The sequence below is a fragment of the Nocardioides dilutus genome (assembly GCF_054779555.1).
Map to the genome: position 1 here is coordinate 153,951 of NZ_BAAGYA010000004.1, position 21,567 is coordinate 175,517.

Consider the following 21,567-nt stretch of genomic DNA (forward strand, 5'->3'; position numbering starts at 1 on the left):
CAACTGGTCCGGTTCGATGCCAGGCATGCCTGACGCCGCACCCGACCGTCCCTACGACACCGTCATCTCCGGCGGCCGCTGGTTCGACGGCACCGGGGCGCCGTCTGCCCTACGTCACCTCGGGATCCGGGACGGCCGGGTCGTGGCGGTCTCTCCCGACCCGCTCGACACGACCGGCTGCGCTCAGGTGGTGGACGCCGCGGGGCTGTGGGTCCTCCCCGGCATGGTCGACATCCACACCCACTACGACGTCGAGGTTCTGGAGGGCCCGGCGCTCGAGGAGTCGGTGCGCCACGGCGTCACCACCACCTTCCTCGGCTCCTGCTCGCTCTCGACCGTCCACGTCGGCGGAGTCGACGCCGGTGACCTGTTCGGCCGGGTCGAGGCGATCCCGCGGCAGCACGTGATCAACGCCGTCGACAAGCACCAGACGTGGACCACGGCCGAGGAGTACGTCGCCGCGCTGGAGTCGCTGCCGCTCGGGCCCAACCTGGCGGCGTTCATCGGCCACTCCGACATGCGCACCGCGACCATGGGGCTGGACCGGGCGACCCGCAAGGAGGTCACCCCCACCCGGGCGGAACAGGCCCGGATGGAGGAGATGCTGCGCGAGGCCCTCGATGCCGGCTTCGTCGGAATGTCGGCCCAGCAGCTGCTCTTCGACAAGCTCGACGGTGACGTCTGCCGCTCGAGGACGCTGCCGTCGACGTACGCCAGGCGGCGCGAGCTCAAGCCGCTGCGCGACCTGCTCCGGGCCCGCGGCCGCGCCCTCCAGGCGGGGCCCGACGTGAAGCGGCCGCAGTCGCTGGTCACCCAGGCGTTCGGCTCGATCGGCCGGCGGCGTCCGCCCCTGAAGACGTCGTTGCTGTCAGCGGCCGACATCAAGGCGATCCCGTTCGTCATCCACCTCATGGGCGGCATGGCCAAGGTCGTCAACCGGCTCGGCGGCGACTTCCGCTTCCAGCATCTGCCGGTGCCGTTCGAGGTCTACGCCGACGGCATCGACCTGGTGATCTTCGAGGAGTTCGGCGCGGGAGCGGCCGCCCTGCACCTGCAGGAGAAGATCGCCCGCGACGACCTGCTCCGCGACCCCGCCTACCGGGCCCGCTTCCGCAAGGACTACGAGTCGAAGTACGGGCCGCGGGTCTGGCACCGGGACTTCTTCGACGCCGAGATCGTCGCCTGCCCGGACCCCTCGGTGGTCGGCAAGTCGTTCGGCGCCGTCGGGGTCGAGCGCGGCGCCCCGGGCTCGCCGGTGCATCCGGTCGACGCGTTCCTCGACCTGGTGCTCGAGCACGGCACCGCGCTGCGCTGGCGGACCACGATCTCCAACCACCGGCCCAAGGTGCTCCGGAAGATGGCCCAGAACCCGGGCATCCAGATGGGCTTCTCCGACGCCGGCGCCCACCTGCGCAACATGGCGTTCTACAACTTCGGTCTGCGGCTGCTCAAGCACGTGGTCGATTCGGAAAGAAGCGGACGTACGTTTCTTTCTGTCGAGCAGGCCGTGCACCGGCTCACCGGCGAGCTCGCGGACTGGTACTCCCTGGACGCCGGCCATCTGCGGGTCGGTGACCGGGCGGACCTCTTCCTGCTCGACCCGGCCCGGCTCGACTCGTCCTTGGAGGACTACGCCGAGGCCCCGGTCGAGCAGTACGACGGCCTCTCCCGGATGGTCAACCGCAACGACGCGACCGTGCCGATGGTGATGGTCGGCGGCCGGACGGTCTGGCGCGACGGCGCTGCGACGCCGGTCCTCGGCGCGGAACGGACCGGTGTCTTTCTGCGGGCCGGCCGGCCTGCCCCGGCGTACCGGCCCGCGGCTGCCGCCGAGCAGACCGCGCGAGCGGTGAGCTAGACACGCTTCTGGCCGGGCCAACCCTGCCTCAGCCACCGCCGGCCGGGGCACACCCGGCGGGCGGTGAGCCAGACACAGTTCCTGCCGGCCGTACCCTGCCTCAGCCACCGCCCGAGAGGCGGCCAGGTCAGGCGCCGACCTGACGAGGGTGGCGGGCGCCGATGATCCGGTGCACGCGCGCGAAGAGCACACGCCACTGCTCACCGAAGACCGGCGCGGGGCCGTCGTAGCCCGCCGTGCGAAGCTCCTCGTCGACGACCTCGACCATCTGCCGAGGCCTCGCCAGCCGCTCCTTGGTGATCTGGACGTAACGGTGGTCGTGATCGCGCATCGCTTTGTAGCGGTCGATGTCGGAGATGTACTGGCCTCGCTCCTCCTGGTGATGGGTTCCCTCGTACTCGACCACGACCTTGAAGAGGCGGTAGACGAGGTCGCCGATGATCTCGCGGCCGGGTATGTCGAGCGCGAGGTTGAACTCGGGCTTCGGCAATCCGGCAAAGACCAGGCAGGCTGCGGTCTCGGACTCCTTGAGCGAGCGCGACTTGTCGGTCAGGAAGTTGGCGATGAAGAGCGCCTCGTGGGCACCGGCTCGCCACGTGTGCGCGCCCGCGACCTCGATGAGTCTGGTCAGAGCCATGTGCCGGTTGTGGAGCAGCCAGTCCCCCACCTTGATCGCAGCGATGACCCTCGTGAGCGAGCAGTAGGAGATGAACGCCCCCTCGGCGCTCATCTGCCCGTCGGCCAACGGCGCGAGCGCCTTGGTCCGGTGCAGGAAGACGCCGTCGAGATCGAGGTGGTGGTCCCCTTCCACGACGAAGTGGATCGGCACCTGGGGGCCATACTCGAGCCCGAGCTCCCGGATCCGACTGATGCCCGTCAGCCGGGCATCCGGCGGCAGGGCGAGACGTGCGGCGGCCACTCGTTCCTCGTAGCTGATCGGTGCCCCGGCGATGCGGTAGACGCAGTGATGGATCCGCTCGAACCTCCTCCCGACCAGCATCGTCCGCGTGACGCCGAGCTCCAGCGCCCGCGCCCGGGTGAACGGTCCGGCGAGGAGCTCAGGAGGAATCTCGTTCATCTGAGTAGTCGAGGTCATCCGGACCCGCTCGCGTGCGGGACGACGGCCGCACTGTGGATGCTCGCCGACGCCGCTCTCCTGTGAGCATCGGGCGGACTGTCGCCTCGGCGACGACGGTGAGTCAGACACACTCCCGACCGCTCGAACGATGCCTGGCTCACCGCCCACCCGGGCGACGTCGAGTGGGCGGTGAGCCAGGCTCACTGCCGTCCACCCAAACCATGCCTGGCTCACCGCCCAACGGGGCGGCCGGGCGGGCCTCCCGCACCCGACCTCGGCACCCCTAATGTGAGCCCATGACCGCCACCCCAACAGCACCGGCGCCGACGACCGCGGGCGGACCAGGTCTCCCCCAGGAACGCCGCCTGGTCACCGAGATCCCCGGCCCGCTGTCGATGGAGAAGCTGGGGCGCAAGAAGGCGCACGTCGCCGACGGCGTGGGCACGATGCTCCCCGTCTTCGTGACCGCGGCCGGGGGCGGCGTGATCGTCGACGTCGACGGCAACAGCCTCATCGACCTCGGCTCCGGCATCGCGGTGACCAGCGTGGGCAACGCCGCGCCCTCGGTGGTCGGGCGGCTGGCCGCCCAGGCCGAGGCGTTCACGCACACCTGCTTCATGATCACGCCCTACGACGGTTACGTCGACGTCTGCGCGGCGCTGGCCGAGGTCACGCCGGGCGACCATGCGAAGAAGTCAGCGCTGTTCAACTCCGGCGCGGAGGCCGTCGAGAACGCCGTCAAGATCGCCCGGGTCGCGACCGGCCGGGATGCGGTGGCGGTGTTCGACCACGCCTACCACGGCCGCACCAACCTGACGATGGCGATGACGGCCAAGAACATGCCCTACAAGCAGGGGTTCGGGCCGTTTGCGGGCGAGGTCTACCGCGCCCCCATGTCCTACCCGCTGCGCGACGGGCTGACCGGGGAGCAGGCCGCGGCCCGCGCGATCGACGTGCTCGACAAGCAGGTCGGCGCGGGCAACCTCGCCTGTGTCGCGATCGAGCCGATCCAGGGCGAGGGTGGCTTCGTGGTGCCGGCGCCCGGCTTCCTGGCGGCGATCGCCCAGTGGTGCACGGCCAACGGCGTGCTGTTGCTCGCCGACGAGATCCAGACCGGTTTCTGCCGCACCGGCGACTGGTTCGCCTGCGACCACGAGGGCGTCGTGCCCGACCTCGTCACGACCGCCAAGGGCATCGCCGGCGGCCTGCCGCTGGCCGCGGTCACCGGCCGCGCCGAGGTGATGGACGCTGTGCACGTGGGCGGCCTCGGCGGCACTTACGGCGGCAACCCGGTCGCCTGCGCCGCCGCGCTCGGCGCCATCGAGGAGATGCGCACGCACGACCTGGCCGGACGCGCCCGCGAGTTGGGCGCCCGGATGGACGCCCACCTGCAGAACATCTCGGCCGACCACCCCGTCGTCGCAGAGATCCGCGGCCGCGGCGCGATGATGGCCATCGAGCTGTGCACACCCGGCTCCACCACGCCGGAGGCCGCAAGGGCCGCCGCCGTCTCGGCCTACTGTCACTCCCAGGGCGTCGTCACCCTCACCTGCGGCACCTGGGGCAACGTCTTCCGCTTCCTCCCGCCCCTGTCGATCTCCGACGACCTGCTCGACGAGGCGTTCGGCGTCGTCGCCGACGGATTCGCGGCGACCGCATGAGCGACGCGGCCACGCGGTCCCCCGAGGACGCCGTCCGCGGCCTGTGGGCCGTCCTCAACGATCGTGACTACAACGCGATCGCCGAGTGGGTCACCGACGACTGCGTCTACTACGACGTCCCATTGGGCCCGGCGTTCTCCGCCCGAGGTCCGGTCGACATCGCCAAGCGGCTCCGGGTCGGGTGGGGCGAGCTCGCGGCCTACGAGAACCACGACGGCACGCTGGTCGCCGACGGCGACGACGTGATCTACGAGCACTCCGAGACGTGGACCTTCAAGACCGGCGAGGTGCTGCACCTGCCGTTCGCGACCGTGCACAAGGTGCGCGACGGCCGGGTGAGCCTGTGGCGCGACTACTGGGACTACAACGCACTGACCAGCGCCGCGCCGCAGGAGTGGCAGGACGGCCTGCTCACCGCTGACACGTCCTGGCTGTTCGACGCGACCGGCCTCGTCTGACCGGGATCCAAATTCGGGCGCCGGGCCGGCGCGCCTGCGCACCCCCCACGGGCGCAGACGCACCGGCCGGCTATCCCGAGACTTCCTTGATCCCCCACGGACTGCCGTAGGCGGTCAAGAGGTCGAGGAAGGGGACGGCGTCAAAGGCCTCGGGTCCGAGGACGCCCGCCCCCTTCCAGGTTCCGGTGGCCAGCAGCTCGAGCGCCACGACAGGGTTGACGGCGGTCTGCCAGACGACGCACTGGTGGCCGTACTCGCTCATCGCCCACTCGTTGTCGACGACGTGGTAGAGGTAGGTCGACCTCGGCTCGCCGTCCTTGCCCCTGCCCGTCACCCAGAGCCCGGCGCACGTCTTGCCCGTCATCCGCGGGCCGACGGTGGCCGGGTCCGGCAGCACGGCGGCCACGACGTCGCGCGGACTCACATCGACGCCCTTGACGCGCACCTTCTCGGTGCGGTCGAGGCCCAGGGTGTGGAGGACCTTGAGGATGTTGATGAACTCGTCGCCGAGCCCGTACTTGAACGTCGCGCGCCGGCACTCGATCCAACGCGGCATGAGGAGGACCTCCTCGTGCTCGACGTTGACGCACTCGACCGGCCCGATCCCCTCGGGGAAGTCGAAGACCTCCGGCTCGCTGAACGGCGAGGTGGTGAACCACTCACCGTCCTGCCAGATCACCGGCGGGTTGAGGCACTCCTCGATCGTGGTCCACATCGAGAACGACGGCGCGAAGATCTCGTTGCCGTCGTCGTCGGTGACGACCAGGTTGGCGCCGTCGCGGGTGCCGAGCTCGTCGATCTCGGAGAACAGGTGGTCGGCGGCGTAGCGGGCGAAGACGTCGGACAGCCCGGGCTCGACACCGATCCCGACCAGCGCGAGCCGGCCGGCGCTCTCCCACTGCTCGGCGGCGGCGAACTGCTCGTCGCCCAGCTTGACGCCGGTCTTCTCGTACGGCGCCTCGGGGTGCGGCTTTGACAGCGACATCGCCATGTCGAGGTAGTCGGCCCCGGCCGCGAACGCGCCCTCGAAGATCGGCATGTTGAAGACCGGGTCGACGGCGTTCATCACGTGCGTGATGCCGTGCTCGCGGCACAGCGCCGTGACCGACTCCGCCGACGAGGCGTCGACCTGCGCGGCGACGAACCGGGCGTCGGTGGCCGCCGCCCTCTCGGCCCGCGCCGGGTCGTAGTCGGCGACCACGATGGTCTCGAAGAAGTCGCGCCGGGCCGCGATGGCCGTGAACGCGCCGCCCACTCCGCCGGCGCCGACCAGCAGGATCCTCACTTCAGTTCCAGCCTCTCCTTACGCGGTCTCGACCCGCGCGTCACGACCTCGTTCCTCGGTCGTGGCGCTTGCTCGACCCTCCTTCGCGACGCGGCCCGTTCGTTCCTCACGGTCCGCTGCTCAGTCGCCGATGTAGGACATGACGTGCTTGATCCGCGTGTAGTCCTCCAGGCCGTACATGGACAGGTCCTTGCCGTAACCCGAGTGCTTGAAGCCGCCGTGCGGCATTTCCGAGACGAACGGGATGTGGGTGTTGATCCAGACCACGCCGAAGTCGAGCTTGCGCGACATCCGCAGCGCCCGGGCGTGGTCCTTGGTCCAGACGCTCGAGGAGAGGCCGTACTCGACGCCGTTGGCCCAGCGCAGCGCCTCGGCCTCGTCGCTGAACTTCTGGACGGTCATCACCGGCCCGAAGATCTCGGTCTGGATCTGCTCGTCGTCCTGCTGGAGACCGGACACGACCGTCGGCTCGTAGAAGTAGCCCCGGTCACCCTGGCGGACGCCGCCGGTCTCGAGGTTGGCGTGGTCGGGCAGCCGGTCCACCATCCCGGAGACCCGGTCGAGCTGGACCTGGTTGTTGAGCGGCCCGTAGTAGGTGTCCTCGCTGTCGGGCGCACCCGTCGGCATGCCCTTCGCGGCCTCGGTCAGCGCCGCGACGAACTCGTCGTGGATCCCGGGCCCGGCGAGCACCCGGGTGGCGGCCGTGCAGTCCTGGCCGGCGTTGAACAGGCCGGCACCGGCGATGCCCTCGGCGGCCTTCTCGATGTCGGCGTCGTCGAACACGATGACGGGCGCCTTGCCGCCGAGCTCGAGGTGGACCCGCTTGAGGTCGGAGGACGCCGCCTCGGCGACCTCCATACCCGCCCGCACCGAGCCGGTGATCGCGACCATCTGCGGGGTCTTGTGCGCGACCAGGGCGCGGCCGGTGTCGCGGTCGCCGCAGATGACGTTGAGCACGCCGGGTGGGAGGAACTCCTGGCAGAGCTCGGCGAGCAGGGTCGAGCTCGCCGGCGTGGTGTCGCTGGGCTTGAGGACGATCGTGTTGCCGCCGGCCAGCGCCGGGGCGATCTTCCAGATCATCATCAGCAGCGGGTAGTTCCACGGCGTGACCTGCCCGACCACGCCGATCGGCTCGCGGCGGATCCACGAGGTGTGGTCGGCCATGTATTCGCCGGCCGAGCTGCCGTGCAGCACCCGCGCGGCACCGGCGAAGAAGCGGAAGTGGTCGGCGGCGTAGGGCATCTCCTCCGACAGGGTCAGGTGCAGTGGCTTGCCGGTGTCGCGGCACTCGACCTCCTTCAGCTCGTCCTGGCGCAACTCGATCGCGTCGGCGATCTTGAGCAGCGCGGCGGCGCGGTCCTGCGGCGTCGAGTCGACCCAGGACTCGAAAGCGGTAGCGGCGGCCGCGTAGGCCCGGTCGACGTCCTCGGCGCCGGACATGGGCGCCTGGGCGTAGACCTCACCCGTGGTGGGGTCGATGACGTCGTAGGTCTCCCCGGAGGCGGCGTCCACGAGCTCGCCGTTGACGACGTTCTTGAAGGACTGGTCGGCCATGGCGGAAGCGTAGGGAACCTGCGACGGAATCGGTAGGGGTGGGACCGACTATGGTGCGGATTCCGCGTGGATTCCCGGCTCAACTGCTGAATACAGCGTCTCCGTCGACCCAGGTGGAGGTCACCCGAGCCGCGCCGATCTCCTCCGGAGGCCCCGCGAACGGGTCCCGGTCGAGCACGACGAGGTCGGCGACCGACCCCGGCGCGACCACTCCCGCGTCGTCGCGGTGGTTGGCCCAGGCGCTACCCGAGGTGTACGTCGCGAACGCGGTGGCGAGGTCCAGCGCCTGTTCGGGCAGGAACGGCTCCGTGCCGGCGCGGCCCGTCCCGCCGTACGCCGTCCGGGTCACAGCCGTGTGGATCGCCGCCAGCGGGTCGGGGGTCGAAACCGGCCAGTCGCTGCCCGCGACGAGCCGGGCCCCGGCCCGGTGCAGTGCGCCGAAGGGGTACTGCCAGCGGGACCGCTCCACTCCCAGGAACGGGATGGTCAGCTCCGTCATCTGCTCGTCGTAGACGGCCCACAGCGCCTGGATGTTGGCCGCGACACCGAGGGCGGCGAACCGCGGTACGTCGTCGGGGTGGACGAGCTGCAGGTGCGCGATGTGGTGGCGGCGCGCCGGGTCGGTGCCGGTCATCGCGTCGAGCGTCTCCCGCACGCCGCGGTCGCCGATCGCGTGGACGTGCACCTGGAACCCGGCCGCGTCGAGTGCCGGCACCGCTTCTCGGAGGGCGGCCGCATCCACGAACGAGTGGCCGAGGTTGCCGGTCGCATGTCCGCACCGGTCGAGGTAGGGCTCGAGCATCGCGGCGGTCCCGTTCTCGGCAACACCGTCCTGCATGATCTTGACCGTCGTGGCCCGGAACCGGCCGCCGGTGAGGGCCTCGCGACGCCCGACCAGGTCCTCGACCTGCTCGACACCCCGGCGCCGGTCCCACCACAGCGCGCCGACCACGTGCGACCTGAGCTCGCCGCTGCCGACGGCGTCGAGGTAGGTCGACGCCGGGTCGTCCATGCCGGAGTAGGACCCGACGATGGCGTCCTGCCAGCTCGTGACGCCGAGCGAGTGCAGGTAGGCCTGCCCGGTGAGCAGCGCGGCGCGGTAGTCGGCACCCGTGGTGCGCGGCAGGTGCCGGGAGATCAGGGAGGTGGCGCCCTCGTGCAGGGTGCCGGTCGGGTGGCCGTCGGGGTCCCGCTCGATCCGTCCGTCCGGCGGGTCCGGGGTCTGCCGGGTGATGCCCGCGACCTCGAGTGCGCGGGTGTTGACCCAGGCGCCGTGGTGGTCGCGGTTGGGCAGGAACACCGGTCGGTCCGGCACCACGGTGTCCAGGTCGGCAGCCAGGGGCGTGCCTCCGGGGAACGCGGGCATCGCCCAACCGCCGCCGAGGACCCATTCGCGGTCCGGGTGCGCGTCTGCGTACGCACGGACCGCGACGACGTACTCCTCCCGGGTGCTCAAGCCCGAGAGGTCGCACCGCAGCCTCTCCAGGCCGCCTTGGATCGGGTGCACGTGGGCGTCGGTGAAGCCGGGCGCCAGCAAGCCGCCGGCCAGCTCGACCACCTCGGTGGTTGAGGTGCGAACGAAGCGAGCCTCGAAACCACTGGGCCCCACCTCGACGACCCGACCACCCTCGACCAGCACGTCCGCGCGACCCAGATAGCGGTGTCCGTCGAAGACGGTCCCGCCGCGAAACAGCACCCGCAATTCCTACCAGCCCGCTCCTTCATCGCCTACGGATTTCGCAACCATCCGGTGACGATCCCACGGATCCACTCGTATGGACTTGCCTCTGCGGAGCAACAGGCGGACGATGAGCGACATGGCCTACGACCACGACCAGCTGCAGAGGTCCGCCCACGACCACCTGTGGATGCACTTCACCCGGCACACCGACGCTGACATCCCCGTCATCGTTCGCGGCGAGGGTGTCTACATCTACGACGACCAGGGCAAGCGCTACCTCGACGCCCTGGCCGGCCTGTTCGTGAGCCAGCTCGGCCACGGCCGCACCGACCTCGCCGACGCGGCGGCCAGGCAGGCCAAGGAGCTGGCGTTCATGCCGCTGTGGTCCTACGCCCACCCGCCGGCCATCGAGCTGGCCGAGCGGGTCGCCGGCTACGCGCCCGGCGACCTCAACCGGGTGTTCTTCACCAGCGGCGGCGGGGAGGCGGTCGAGACCGCGTGGAAGCTGGCCAAGAACTACTTCAAGCTGGTCGGCAAGCCGATGAAGCACAAGGTCATCAGTCGGGCGATCGCCTACCACGGCACCACCCAGGGCGCGCTCTCGATCACCGGGCTGCCGGGGCTCAAGCAGCAGTTCGAGCCATTGGTGCCCTCGACGTTCCGGGTGCCCAACACCAACTTCTACCGCGCGACCGATCACGGCGCGCCCGAAGGGCTGAGCCTCGAGCAGTTCGGCCGGTGGGCGGCCGATCAGATCGCGATCGCCATCGAGCACGAGGGTCCCGACACAGTCGCCGCGGTCTTCCTCGAGCCGGTCCAGAACTCCGGGGGCTGCTTCCCGCCGCCGCCCGGCTACTTCCAGCGGGTGCGCGAGATCTGCGACGAGTACGACGTCCTGCTGGTCTCCGACGAGGTCATCTGCGCCTTCGGGCGGCTCGGCCACATGTTCGGCGCGGAGCGCTTCGACTACCTCCCCGACATGATCACCTGCGCCAAGGGCCTGACCTCGGGCTATGCACCGCTCGGCGCGATGATCGCGACCGACCGGCTGATGGAGCCGTTCCTCCGCGACGGCAACGCGTTCATGCACGGCTACACCTTCGGTGGCCACCCCGTCTCCACCGCGGTCGCGCTGGCCAACCTCGACGCGTTCGAGAACGAGAAGGTTCTCGACAACGTGCAGGCCAACAAGGACGCGTTCCGGGCGACCCTGGAGCGGCTGCTCGACCTGCCGATCGTCGGCGACGTCCGCGGGGACGGCTACTTCTACGGGATCGAGCTGGTCAAGGACAAGGGGACCAGGGAGACCTTCACCCACGAGGAGTGCGAGCGGCTGCTCTACGGCTTCGTGTCCAAGCAGCTCTTCGCCGAGGGGCTCTACTGCCGCGCCGACGACCGCGGTGACCCGGTCGTGCAGCTCTCGCCGCCGCTGATCTGCACCCAGGAGCACTTCGACGAGATGGAGCAGATCCTGCGGGTCGTCCTCGACAAGGCCGGCACGCTCATCTGACTCCTGCGGCTCGTCCAGCCACTAGCCTCGCGGCGTGAAGTACGCCGTCATCGCGCCGACCGCTGCCGGTACGACCGCGGACCCGGCGTGGATGTCCGCGTGGGTGCAGCACGTCGAGGCCTGCGGGTTCGAATCGGTCGTGGTGGTCGAGCACGCGGTGGTGGTGCGGGGCTACGAGAGCACCTACCCCTACGACCAGTCCGGCCGGATGGATCTCCCCGACGGCGTCGACGTGCCGGACCCCCTCGACCTGCTCGCGTTCCTGGCCGGGCAGACCTCGACCCTCGGGCTGGCCACCGGCGTCCTGGTGCTGCCCAACCACCACCCGGTGGTGCTGGCCAAGCGGGTCGCCACCCTCGACGCGCTCTCGGGCGGGCGGGTCCGGCTGTGTGTCGGGATGGGCTGGATGCGCGAGGAGATCGAGGCCTGCGGCGTCGAGTTCGAGTCCCGGGGCCGGCGCGCCGACGAGCAGATCGCGGTGCTGCGCGCGCTGTGGGCCGGGGGCGACGAGGGCGTCGACCACCACGGCGAGTTCTTCTCCTTCGACCGGGCGGTCTGCCGGCCGCGGCCCGCGCAGCCCGGCGGCGTACCCATCCACGTGGGCGGTCACTCGGTCGCCGCGGCCCGGCGGGCCGGCCGGCTGGGTGACGGCCTGCAGCCGCTCGGGGTCGCGAGTGAAGACCTGGCCCGACTGGTGGGCGTGATGCGCGACGAGGCCTCGGCCGCCGGGCGCGACGCCGCCGCGCTCGAGCTGTCACTGGGCCACCTGGTGGCCCGCATCGACACGTCGCGCGCCGAACGGCTGGCCGAGCAGGGTGCCTCGCGAGTGGTGCTGGCGGCGTCCCCGGCCGCCGACCTGGAGCAGGCCAAGGACGAGCTCTCCGCCTGCGCCGATCGGCTGGGCCTGGCGTGGAGGAACAGACCGTGAGCGGCCGACGGGTGAGCGTGGTGACCGGCGGCTCCCGGGGCATCGGCGGCGCGGTGAGCCGCCGGCTCGCCGCGGACGGCGACCACGTCGTGGTGGTCGACGTCGACCCGTCGGCCGACGTGGTCGGTGACGTCACCGAGTCGTCCACCGTGGACCGGCTGGTGGAGGTCGTCGACGGCCTCGGCCGCCTCGACGTGCTGGTCAACAACGTCGGGGACTTCAGGCCGGCGTCCAAGACGTTCCTCGACAGCACCCCCGAGCAGTGGCAGCGGCTCTACGAGCTCAACCTGCGTCACGTGCTGTCCGTGACCCACGCCCTGCTCCCCCGGATGGTCGAGCAGGGCCACGGCGCGATCGTCAACAACTCCACCGTCGAGGCGTTCCGCGGCATCCCCGGCCACGCCGTCTACTCCGGCTTCAACGCCGCGGTCTCGGCGTTCACCAAGAGCCTCGCGGTCGAGGTCGGCCGGCACGGCGTCCGGGTCAACGCGATCGCTCCTGACCTCGCCGACACCGAGCAGACCCCGGCGGCGGCCATGCTCCGCGGGCGCGACCCGGCGCTCGTCGGGACGTGGGTTCCCCTCGGGCGGTTCGGGCACCCCGACGACTACGCCGAGGTGGTCGCGTTCCTGGCCAGTGATGCGGCCCGCTTCGTCACCGGCCAGACGCTGCCGGTCGACGGCGGCACCCTGGCCGCGTCGGGCTGGTACGCCCGCGAGGACGGCAAGGGCTGGACGAACATGCCCGACCATCCATGAGGATGGACTGGTGCCAGCTGACCCCCACGTCCCCGACGCCTTCGACGTCTACACGGTCGTCGTCCTGCGCCGCCCGCCCGATGCCCCCGACCTCAGCGACGAAGAGCTCGACGACCTCCAGTCGCGTCACCTCGCCTACCGGGCCGAGCTGCGACAGCAGGGTCTGACCGTCGCGAACGGCCCCTTCGACGAGCAGAGCGACGAGTCCTACCGCGGCATGTCCGTCTTCGCCTGCTCCGCCGAGGAGGCCGCCCGGCTCTCCGACGCCGACCCGTCGGTGGTCGCCGGTCGGCTCGCCTACGACGTCATGGAGTGGTGGGTCGCCGCAGACACGCTCGCCTTCCCGCAAGCGGTGCACCCGGTCGGCGACCGGCGCACGATGCCTGATTGATCTATTGCCCCCGGTGGTCGAGGAACTCGCGCTAGCGAGCGTCTCGAGACCGCGCCAAGCCGGGGCTGGAACTGGCCACCAACCGGCGCCAGTTCGGGTACCGGCGTCCCATGACCACGACCACACCACCACCTGCCGGCGACGAAGAGCCTGAGGACCCGGCCGTCGACCCCGACGACGCGGGGTTCCCGACCTCCCCCGACCTCGACGACGACAACACCGTCTACACCGAGCCAGGTGCGAACGACCAGGAGTCGGGCGGGGCCGGCCTGGGGTAGTCCCGGGTCCTCCGCGATCAGCGCCGCGCGGGTCCGACCGGGGCGAGACCAGCGAGCGCCGCCCTGACCTGGTCGAGCACGAAGCGACGGCCACTACGACCCGGGCGCCTCGAGCACGTACTCCCAGCCCGGCTGCCAGTCGAACTCACTCGCGACCGCGTCGGCCAGCGGGACACCGAGCAGGTGGTGGTCGAGCCCCAGCCGGGTCGCGACGTGGCCGACGACGAGCACCCGCGCGCCGTCCCAGCGCGGGAGCAGGTCGTCGAGGAAGCGACCGACGCGGTCGACGGCCTTCTGCCAGCTCTCACCGCCGGGGTAGGGCGTGGTGAGGTGTGCCAGCCGAGCTCCGCGGACCCGGTCGCGCAGGGCGCCGTTGAGCTCGCCGTAGTCGCACTCACGCAGCCTCCAGTCGAGCAGCGTCGGTGGCCGACCGGAGCCGGGGAAGGCGAGCTCGACCGTCTCGACGGCGCGGTGCAGGTCGGAGCTGAACACGGCCGCGAGGTCGTCGTGGCGACGACGCTCACCCAGCTCACGCGCCTGCCGCCGCCCGAGCGCCGAGAGCCGACCGGGCAGCCAACCGGTCGCGATGCCGGCCTCGTTGTCCTCGGACGTCTGGTGGGTCTCGAAGACGATCCGCACGCTCACAGGGTGCCTACCCGAGCCGGCGTGTCCGCCACGCCTCGAACGCCTCGGCCGAGGTCTTGGACGGCGGGTGGCCGAAGACCGTCTTGAGCCGGTCGTTGGCGAGGACCGGGCGATGCTTGAGGAAGATCGTCTGGTCGGGGCCGTACGCCGTCAGGCCGAGCCGCCGGCCGACCCGGAGCGCCCACCGGAGCAGAGGCTCGGGCAGTGCCAGCACCGGTTTCCCCAACCGCGAGGCGATCTCGTCGACGGTCAGCGTGCCGTCGCCGGCGACGTTGAAGATCCCGGTGACCGGGGACGTGACCGAGCGAATGATGATCGCGACGACGTCGGTGTCCCAGATGAACACGAACGGCGAGTCGGAGCCGCGGATCTTGAGCAGCCGCGGCCGCTCGAAGAGCGCCGTGATCTGGTTGTCGACCCGCTCCCCCAGGATGGTCCCGATCCGGAGCACGACCTGCTCGAGCTGCGAGTCCGAGACGCGCAGCGAGGCGAGCATCTCCTCGACCAGCCGTTTGTGGTGGCTGTAGGCGAACACCTCGTTGCCGCGGACCGGGTCGTCCTCGGTGAGCCACGCGGGGTTGTCGGGGTGGTAGCCGTAGGCCGCGCCGCTGGACGACACGACGATCCTGCGGACCCCGTGGGCCAGGCAGGCGTCGAGCACGTGCCGCGTGCCGGTGACGTCGACGGCGTACTCGTGCTCCCGCGTCGAGTCGCGGCCCGGTGTGACGATCGAGGCGAGGTGGACGACGACCTCGACCTCGCGGTCGGCGAAGACCGTCTCCACGGCCGCGGCCGAGGTGACGTCCATGACGACGTGCTCCACCCCAGGCACCGGCGTCGCGGGGACCGCGAGGTCGGCGCTGACCACCGACAGCCCGGCGTCCGCCAGCCCGCGGACGACCGAGGAGCCGAGGAACCCGTTGCCGCCTGTGACCAGGACGGCCGTCACGCGGCGGGCTCCGCGACGGGTGAGGGTCGCGAGGAGCGCGAGCCCCACCACTGGGCGACCGCGAGCCCGGCGATGATGTCCCAGATCCCCCACCAGGCCGCGACCAGTGCCATGCCGCCGAGCCCGTCGAAGTAGGTGAAGACCAGAAGCAGGCCGAGCCCGGCGTTGCGGATGCCGACCTCGAAGGTCATCGCTCGCGTGCTCCGCTCGGGCAGCCTGGTGACCCGGGCGATCGTGTATCCGAGCAGCAGCGCCAGGGCGTCGTGAAGGAACACCGCCAGCAGCACGACGCCGATGAAGTCGACGAAGATGTCCCAGTTGTTGGTGACGCCGATGACGATCACCGCACCGAGGGCCAGGAACGCGACCGGGCCGATGATCTTCCCGGCGCGGGAGGCGACCCGCGGCCACAGCCGCGCGATCGTGATCCCCGCCGCGAACGGCACCCCGATCACGAGCCCGATCTCCAGCAGCATGTCGACCGCGTCGAGGTCGATGTCCTCGAGCAGCTTCTTGCCGGTCGGGTGGATCGACCCCCAGAAGGCCACGTTGAGCGGCATCAGGAAGATCGCCAGGACGTTGCTCACCGCGGTCATCGACACCGACAGCGCGACGTCGCCCTTCGCCCGGTGGGTGAGGATGTTGGAGACGTTGCCGGGCGGGCAGCAGGCGACCAGGATCATGCCGAGCGCCACCGAGCCGCGGACGTCGAGGACCAGCGTGAGCAGGAACGTGATCGCCGGCAGCAGCACGAACTGCGCCACAACCCCGATCGCGATGACCCCCGGACGCCGCGCAGCGCGCCGGAAGTCGTCGAGCGAGGTGTCCAGAGCGATCCCGAAGAGGATCGCGCCGATGACGATCTTCAGCGTGGTGAGCGACCCCTCCTCGAACGCGATCCTGATGTTGTCCACGTCGCCCGCCAGCGCTGTCAGCAGAGGGGTCACGACGTCACCCCCAGCTGCTCGATCTCGGCGCGCACGGCGGCGCGGTAGGCGTCCTTGTTGACGTAGTAGCTCATCCGCTCCAGCGCCAGGTAGTGGTAGCCGCCGGACAGGTCGGGGCGCGGACCGTGCACGCGCTTCTCGAGCTCGGCCGCACGTTCCGGCAGCGCCTCGCGAGCCCGCAGGTACGCGGCCACCAGCTCGGCCTGTTCGTAGCGACCCTGCCAGCCGATGCCGGTCGCCTCGATCATGCCGACCACGAACAGGTTGCGGTCGGCCTTGCTGAACACGTTGAGATAGAGGTCCGGAGCGCCCTGTCTGCCGTCGCCGGTCCAGCCGAGCAGAGCGGGGTCCAGGAACGGGTAGTGCAGCCGGTAGCCGGTGGCCAGCACGACCACGTCGTACTCCCCCCGCTCGCCGTCGGTGAAGACCACACCGTCACCGTCGAAGCGCTCGACGTCGCGACGGACCCGGATGTCGCCGTGTCCGAGGTGGTGCAGGACGAGCGTGTTCACGATCGGGTGGGACTCGTAGATCTTGTAGTCCGGCGCGGGGAACCCGAACTTCACGGGGTCGCCGGTGAACAGCTTGAGCAGCCGGCTGTCGATCGCCTGCTTGAGCCGCGGGGGCAGCGGGCGTCCCTGGTTGAGGGTGTCGGCCGGCTTGCCGAACAGGTACTTCGGGACGAAGTAGTAGCCCCTGCGCACCGAGATGTCGACCGACGACGCATGGTGCACGGCGTCGACGGCGATGTCACAGCCGGAGTTGCCGGCACCGATGATCAGGACCCGTTTGCCCGCGAACGCGGACGCGCGCTTGTAGCGGCTGGTGTGCAGCACCTCGCCGTCGAAGCTCCCGGCGAACGCCGGCACGGAGGGCTCGCTCAGGGTGCCGTTGGCCACCACCACGCCGGCGTGCCGGGTCGCCCTCTCCCCCGCGGTCGTCCGGACGGTGACCACCCAGCTGCCGTCGGACGGCTGTTCACTCGGCTCGGCCCTGACGACCTCGGCACCGAACTCGAAGCCGTCACGCAGGCCGAAGTGGTCGGCGAAACCGCGGAAGTACGCCAGCAGCTCGCGGTGGCTCGGGTAGTCCGCGACCGACTCCGCCATCGGGAACTCCGCGAACTCCGTGGTCCGCTTCGAGGAGATCAGGTGCGCGGACTCGTAGACGGTGCTCCGTGGCCCATCGATGTCCCACAGCCCGCCGACGTCGTCCCCGAGCTCGTAGCCCGACCACGGGAGGCCGCACCGCTGCAGGTTGCGCGCGGCGGCCAGCCCGGAGGGGCCGGCACCGACGACGGCGTACGTCAGCCCGGGCACGCTCGCAGACACTACTGATGGGCTGACGTCGAGGGGCGCAGGTCAGACCAGCGCCTTGGCACGGCGCCTGGAGTTGAGCTCCCCACCGACGACGATGATCACCGAGATCACGAACATGACGGTGCCGACCACGTTGACCTGCATCGGTACGCCGCGCTGGGCGACGCCCCAGACATACATCGGGAACGTCGTGGTGTTGCCGGCGTTGAGGTTGGTGATGATGAAGTCGTCGAAGGACAGCGAGAAGCTCAGCAGCGCCGCACCCAGGATGCCGGGGAAGACCAGCGGGAAGGTGACCCGCCAGAACGTCTGCGACGGCGTCGCATAGAGGTCGGCCGCCGCCTGCTCGAGGGTGTCGCTCATCCCCGCCAGCCGGGATCTCACGGTGACGACGACGAACGACAGGCAGAACATGATGTGCGCGATCAGGATCGTCCAGAACCCGAGCTGACCGGCGAACCCGGCGCCGACGAACAGCGCGAGCAGGGACGAGCCGAGCACGATCTCGGGCGCGGCCATGGGCAGGAAGATGACCAGGTTGGCGACCGACCTGCCGCGGAACGAGTGCCGCACCAGCGCGAACGCGGCCAGCGTGCCGAGGATGGTGGCGGCGACCGTCGACAGCAGGCCGATCTGGATGCTGCGCGAGAGGGCCTCGCACATCGAGGGGTCCTCACACGGGTTGGTCCAGTTGTGCAGCGTGAACCCGTCGAAGCGGTAGATCAGCCGGCTGGCCGGGTCGTTGAAGCTCATCAGCACGACCACGAAGATCGGGATGAAGGTGTAGACGAGCACCAGCAGCCCGAGGATCAGGACCAGGTGCTTGCGTATCCAGTTCATTTTCGGGGTCCCCGCGGAAGCGTGCCGCCTCCGCGCGGAGCGCCCCTTCGTGCGCTTTCGTGGGGTGTATTCATAGGAGCTCCTCGGTGCCCGCCCGGCGGACGTAGACGAGCACCATCACCAGGATCAGCAGCATCAGGATCATCGAGAGCGCTCCGGCCGCCGGGTAGTTGTTGGCGTCGGTGAACAGGCTCTGGATGACGCTGCCGACCATGCGCTGGTTGGGGCTGCCCAGGAGCTGGGCGTTGATGTAGTCGCCTGCGGCCGGGATGAAGGTCAGCAGCGTGCCCGAGACGACGCCGGGGAGGGAGAGCGGCCAGGTCACCCGGAAGAAGCCGACGATCGGGTTGGCGTAGAGGTCTCCCGATGCCTCGATGAGCCGGTGGTCGATCTTGTCGATGCTGGCGAACAGCGGCAGCACCATGAATGGCAGGAAGTTGTAGGTCAGGCCGGCGACCACGGCGACCGGCGTGGCCAGGAGCCGGCCGTCGTCACCGAGCAGGTGCACGGTTTGCAGGGCGTCGACGACGAAGCCGTCGTCGGCCAGGATCAGCTTCCAGGACAGGGTGCGGACCAGGAAGCTGGTGAAGAACGGCGCGATGACCAGCACCAGCATCAGGTTCTTCCAGCGCCCGGCCTTGAAGGCGATCGCGTAGGCGAGCACGTAGCCGATGACCAGGCAGATGGCGGTGGCGATGCCGGCGTAGAGCAGCGAGCGGAGGAGCGGGCCCTTGTAGTCCTGGAAGGCGTTCCAGTAGTTGGCGACGTGGTAGGTCATCTCGTAGCCGCGTGAGTCCGAGCCGCTCGGGTCGAACAGGCTGGTCGCGACCAGCGAGTAGAACGGGACCACGAAGAAGAGCCCCAGCCAGATGGCCGCGGGAGCGAGCAGCAGGTAGCCCACGCGGCCGCGCTTGCGGCCGTGGTCGGGCTCGGCGACGGCCAGCGGCGCCGCGCCTGCGGCGCTAGCCATCGTCGTCCACCCGCTGGGCGCCCGCGAACGCGTCCTGGGCGGCGTCGAGGAGGAAGGCGTACTCCGGCCGCCACGAGAGCTCGACCTTGTCACCGACCGCGAAGAGCCGGTGGCGCCCGGTGTTCTGGGAGAACACCTGGAGCTCCTGGCCCCATGGCATCCGGACAAGGTACTGCGTGCTGACGCCCACGAAGCTCACGTCGCTGATCACGCCACCGGGGATCGTGTTGCCGGGCGCGTCGAGCTCCTCGCCGACCTCGCCGATGAGCACCTTCTCGGGCCGGATGCCGACCCAGCCTCGGTCGCCCGGCGCGTGCGCCCGCGGGACCGGGATGGACACGTCGATGCCGTGCATGTCGACGGTGACGATGTCGGCGGCCCGGTTCTTGACGTTGCCCTCTATCAGGTTGGACTGACCCAGGAAGTTGGCGACGAAGGTCGACCGCGGGTTCTCGTAGAGCTCGGCGGGGGCGCCCATCTGCTCGATCACGCCGTGGTTCATCACCGCGACCGTGTCGGCCATCGTCATGGCCTCCTCCTGGTCGTGGGTGACGTGGATGAAGGTCCGCCCCACCTCGGTCTGGATGCGCTTGATCTCGATCTGCATCGACCGGCGCAGCTTGAGGTCCAGCGCACCGAGCGGCTCGTCGAGAAGCAGGACCTCGGGGTTGTTGATGAGCGCCCGGCCCAACGCCACCCGCTGCTGTTGACCGCCCGAGAGCTGAGCCGGCTTCTTCCGCGCCTGGGAGTCGAGCTCGACGAGCTCGAGCATCTCGCGGACCGTCTTGTCGACGTCGGGTGCCTTGCGGCGGCGCAGGCCGAAGGCGATGTTCTCGAAGATGTCCAGGTGCGGGAACAGCGCGTAGTTCTGGAACACGGTGTTGACCGGGCGCTGGTAGGGCTTGGCGTAGGTGATGTCCTTGCCGGCCAGTGTGATGGAGCCCGAGCTCGGCGTCTCCAGGCCGGCCACCATCCGCAGCGTCGTGGTCTTGCCGCACCCCGAGGGGCCCAGCAGGGCGAAGAACGAGCCGCGCGGGACGTCGAGGTCGAGCTCGCGGACCGCGTAGAACGAGCCGAAGTGCTTGGTCAGCGCGCGCAGCGCGAGCCCGTCGTACGACGACGGGTCGGCGAGCTCGTCCGCTCCTCCGCCGGGGGCCTCAACCACCTGTGACATCGGCGAAATCTCCTTCGTACTTGGTGATCTGGGCTTCGTCGAGCGCCATGAAGGACATGGTCTGGGCGAGCATCTCGTCGTCGGGGAAGATCAGCGGGTTGTCGACCAGGCTCGGGTCGAGCTTCTCCATCTCCTCCTGGGCGCCCTTGACCGGGCAGATGTAGTTGACCCAGGCAGCGAGCTTGGCCGCGACATCCGGCTGGTAGTAGTAGTTCATCCAGGTCTGGGCGTTGGCCTGGTGCTCGGCCAGGTTGGGCACGAGCATGTTGTCGCTCCAGAGCATCAGGCCCTCCTCAGGAGCGACGAACTTGATGGCCGGGTTGTCGTACTGCGCCTGGATGACGTCGCCGGACCACGCCTCGCAAGCCACGATGTTGCCGGCCGCCAGGTCCTGGATGTACTCGTTGCCGGTGAACGCGCGGACCTGGCCGTCCGCCACGACCTGGCGCAGCAGGTCGATGCCGTTGCCCCAGTCGTCCTCGTCGAAGTCGCTGGGCTCACCGCCGGTGACCTTGATCAGGAAGCCCATCGTGTCGCGCATCTCGGTGAGCAGCGAGATGCGGCCCTTGAGGTCGCTGCGGGTGAGCAGCTCCTCGAACGTGCGGACCTCGTCGACCGCGTCGGCGTTGTAGGCGATGCCCGTAAGGCCGCTCTGCCACGGCGCGTGGTACTCGAAGTCCGGGTCCCAGGCCAGGCCACGCAGCGGGTCGATGACGTTGTCGATGACGTTGGGGATCTTCGAGGTGTCCAGCTTCTGGATCCAGCCCAGGTCGATCATCCGGGCCGCCATCCAGTCGGTCAGCATCATCATGTCCCGCTGGATGGTCTCGCAGGAGCCGAGCTGGTTCTTGACCTTGGCGTAGAACTCCGAGTTGTCGTTGATGTCGTCGGTGTAGTCGACCTCGATGCCGTAGGTGTCGGTGAAGATCGACTGCGTGGAGGTCTTCTTGCGGCGCGGGTCGATGTAGGCCGGCCAGTTGGAGATGATCAGCCGCTTGTCGGTCTCGGAGATGTCGGTGCCGATGCAGGAGGCCGCCTCGACCTGGGCCCCCTCGACCCCGAAGAAGGGAAGCTTGAGGGCCGCCGCGCTGAGGCCGACGAAGGCCACGGCGCCCCCGCCGGCCAGCAGGCCGCGCCGGGTCGTCCCCCGGGGCGGTGGCACCGGTCGCATCGTGTCGCGCTCCCCACTCATCATGCGGATCCTGGCATGACGGCGGACCGGCTACAAGGGATACCGCGGTCCTGTAACCTGCGAGCAACGAATTCCTTCGTGGTTCCCTAGC

Annotated in this window: 20 protein-coding genes; 8 read left to right on the forward strand and 12 right to left on the reverse strand. The window is 70.0% G+C overall.

Translation table 11 applies throughout. The features are described 5' to 3' along the window. The first annotated feature begins 25 nt into the window (after positions 1-25). Positions 26-1,858, forward strand: a complete 1,833-nt coding sequence (locus tag ACYVC6_RS22000; RefSeq protein WP_460716691.1) for an N-acyl-D-amino-acid deacylase family protein — start codon at positions 26-28, stop codon at positions 1,856-1,858. A 127-nt stretch (positions 1,859-1,985) separates the two neighbouring features. Here the strand turns inward: ACYVC6_RS22000 and ACYVC6_RS22005 are convergent, their stop codons facing one another. After that, positions 1,986-2,936: a hypothetical protein gene (locus tag ACYVC6_RS22005; protein WP_460716692.1), complete on the reverse strand. Its 951-nt coding sequence runs from the start codon at positions 2,934-2,936 to the stop codon at positions 1,986-1,988. Positions 2,937-3,232: 296 nt separating this feature from the next. Between ACYVC6_RS22005 and gabT the strand changes: the two genes are divergently transcribed. After that, entirely contained in the window at positions 3,233-4,597 is a 1,365-nt protein-coding gene (gabT, locus tag ACYVC6_RS22010) for a 4-aminobutyrate--2-oxoglutarate transaminase (protein WP_460716693.1), read from the forward strand. Beyond that, the gene (locus ACYVC6_RS22015; protein WP_460716694.1) at positions 4,594-5,055 is read left to right on the forward strand and encodes a nuclear transport factor 2 family protein; all 462 of its coding nucleotides are present in this window, start codon (positions 4,594-4,596) and stop codon (positions 5,053-5,055) included. Before gabT ends, ACYVC6_RS22015 begins: the two co-directional genes overlap by 4 nt. Positions 5,056-5,125: 70 nt before the next feature. Here ACYVC6_RS22015 and ACYVC6_RS22020 read toward each other — a convergent pair whose 3' ends face one another. The 3 genes from ACYVC6_RS22020 to ACYVC6_RS22030 form a co-directional block, all read right to left on the reverse strand. Further along, positions 5,126-6,340 carry a saccharopine dehydrogenase family protein gene (locus ACYVC6_RS22020; protein ID WP_460716695.1) on the reverse strand — a complete coding sequence of 405 codons (1,215 nt, stop codon included), beginning with the start codon at positions 6,338-6,340 and terminating at the stop codon, positions 5,126-5,128. A 120-nt stretch (positions 6,341-6,460) separates the two neighbouring features. Next, the gene (locus ACYVC6_RS22025; protein WP_460716696.1) at positions 6,461-7,894 is read right to left on the reverse strand and encodes a gamma-aminobutyraldehyde dehydrogenase; all 1,434 of its coding nucleotides are present in this window, start codon (positions 7,892-7,894) and stop codon (positions 6,461-6,463) included. 79 nt (positions 7,895-7,973) lie between these two features. Continuing rightward, positions 7,974-9,590, reverse strand: a complete 1,617-nt coding sequence (locus ACYVC6_RS22030; protein WP_460716698.1) for an amidohydrolase — start codon at positions 9,588-9,590, stop codon at positions 7,974-7,976. Positions 9,591-9,711: 121 nt separating this feature from the next. On the opposite strand from ACYVC6_RS22030, the gene ACYVC6_RS22035 reads away from it, so the two are divergent. From ACYVC6_RS22035 to ACYVC6_RS22055, 5 genes are all read left to right on the forward strand, one after another. After that, positions 9,712-11,085: an aspartate aminotransferase family protein gene (locus ACYVC6_RS22035; RefSeq protein WP_460716699.1), complete on the forward strand. Its 1,374-nt coding sequence runs from the start codon at positions 9,712-9,714 to the stop codon at positions 11,083-11,085. 34 nt (positions 11,086-11,119) lie between these two features. After that, positions 11,120-12,013: an LLM class F420-dependent oxidoreductase gene (locus tag ACYVC6_RS22040; RefSeq protein ID WP_460716700.1), complete on the forward strand. Its 894-nt coding sequence runs from the start codon at positions 11,120-11,122 to the stop codon at positions 12,011-12,013. Further along, positions 12,010-12,771, forward strand: coding sequence for an SDR family NAD(P)-dependent oxidoreductase (locus ACYVC6_RS22045; RefSeq protein WP_460716701.1), 762 nt, complete (start codon positions 12,010-12,012; stop codon positions 12,769-12,771). Before ACYVC6_RS22040 ends, ACYVC6_RS22045 begins: the two co-directional genes overlap by 4 nt. A gap of 10 nt (positions 12,772-12,781) precedes the next feature. Further along, complete coding sequence (locus tag ACYVC6_RS22050; protein ID WP_460716702.1) at positions 12,782-13,162, forward strand: YciI family protein; 381 nt, start codon at positions 12,782-12,784, stop codon at positions 13,160-13,162. Positions 13,163-13,272: 110 nt separating this feature from the next. After that, positions 13,273-13,440: a hypothetical protein gene (locus ACYVC6_RS22055; RefSeq protein WP_460716704.1), complete on the forward strand. Its 168-nt coding sequence runs from the start codon at positions 13,273-13,275 to the stop codon at positions 13,438-13,440. Between the two features lie 93 nt (positions 13,441-13,533). On the opposite strand, the gene ACYVC6_RS22060 is transcribed toward ACYVC6_RS22055, so the two are convergent. The 8 genes from ACYVC6_RS22060 to ACYVC6_RS22095 all read right to left on the reverse strand — a co-directional run bounded on the left by ACYVC6_RS22060 (position 13,534) and on the right by ACYVC6_RS22095 (position 21,476). After that, the gene (locus ACYVC6_RS22060) at positions 13,534-14,079 is read right to left on the reverse strand and encodes a histidine phosphatase family protein (protein WP_460716705.1); all 546 of its coding nucleotides are present in this window, start codon (positions 14,077-14,079) and stop codon (positions 13,534-13,536) included. A 13-nt stretch (positions 14,080-14,092) separates the two neighbouring features. Next, positions 14,093-15,034: an SDR family oxidoreductase gene (locus ACYVC6_RS22065; protein WP_460716706.1), complete on the reverse strand. Its 942-nt coding sequence runs from the start codon at positions 15,032-15,034 to the stop codon at positions 14,093-14,095. Next, on the reverse strand, positions 15,031-15,981 hold the full coding sequence (locus ACYVC6_RS22070) for a bile acid:sodium symporter family protein (RefSeq protein WP_460716707.1): 951 nt from the start codon (positions 15,979-15,981) through the stop codon (positions 15,031-15,033). The genes ACYVC6_RS22065 and ACYVC6_RS22070 overlap by 4 nt, the downstream gene beginning before the upstream one ends. Then, complete coding sequence (locus tag ACYVC6_RS22075; RefSeq protein WP_460716708.1) at positions 15,978-17,300, reverse strand: flavin-containing monooxygenase; 1,323 nt, start codon at positions 17,298-17,300, stop codon at positions 15,978-15,980. The genes ACYVC6_RS22070 and ACYVC6_RS22075 overlap by 4 nt, the downstream gene beginning before the upstream one ends. Before the next feature lie 42 nt (positions 17,301-17,342). Further along, complete coding sequence (locus ACYVC6_RS22080; RefSeq protein ID WP_460716710.1) at positions 17,343-18,140, reverse strand: ABC transporter permease; 798 nt, start codon at positions 18,138-18,140, stop codon at positions 17,343-17,345. Between the two features lie 70 nt (positions 18,141-18,210). Next, on the reverse strand, positions 18,211-19,110 hold the full coding sequence (locus ACYVC6_RS22085; RefSeq protein ID WP_460716712.1) for an ABC transporter permease: 900 nt from the start codon (positions 19,108-19,110) through the stop codon (positions 18,211-18,213). After that, the gene (locus tag ACYVC6_RS22090) at positions 19,103-20,284 is read right to left on the reverse strand and encodes an ABC transporter ATP-binding protein (protein ID WP_460716713.1); all 1,182 of its coding nucleotides are present in this window, start codon (positions 20,282-20,284) and stop codon (positions 19,103-19,105) included. The genes ACYVC6_RS22085 and ACYVC6_RS22090 overlap by 8 nt, the downstream gene beginning before the upstream one ends. Continuing rightward, the gene (locus tag ACYVC6_RS22095) at positions 20,268-21,476 is read right to left on the reverse strand and encodes an ABC transporter substrate-binding protein (RefSeq protein ID WP_460716714.1); all 1,209 of its coding nucleotides are present in this window, start codon (positions 21,474-21,476) and stop codon (positions 20,268-20,270) included. Before ACYVC6_RS22095 ends, ACYVC6_RS22090 begins: the two co-directional genes overlap by 17 nt. Positions 21,477-21,567: the final 91 nt, after the last annotated feature.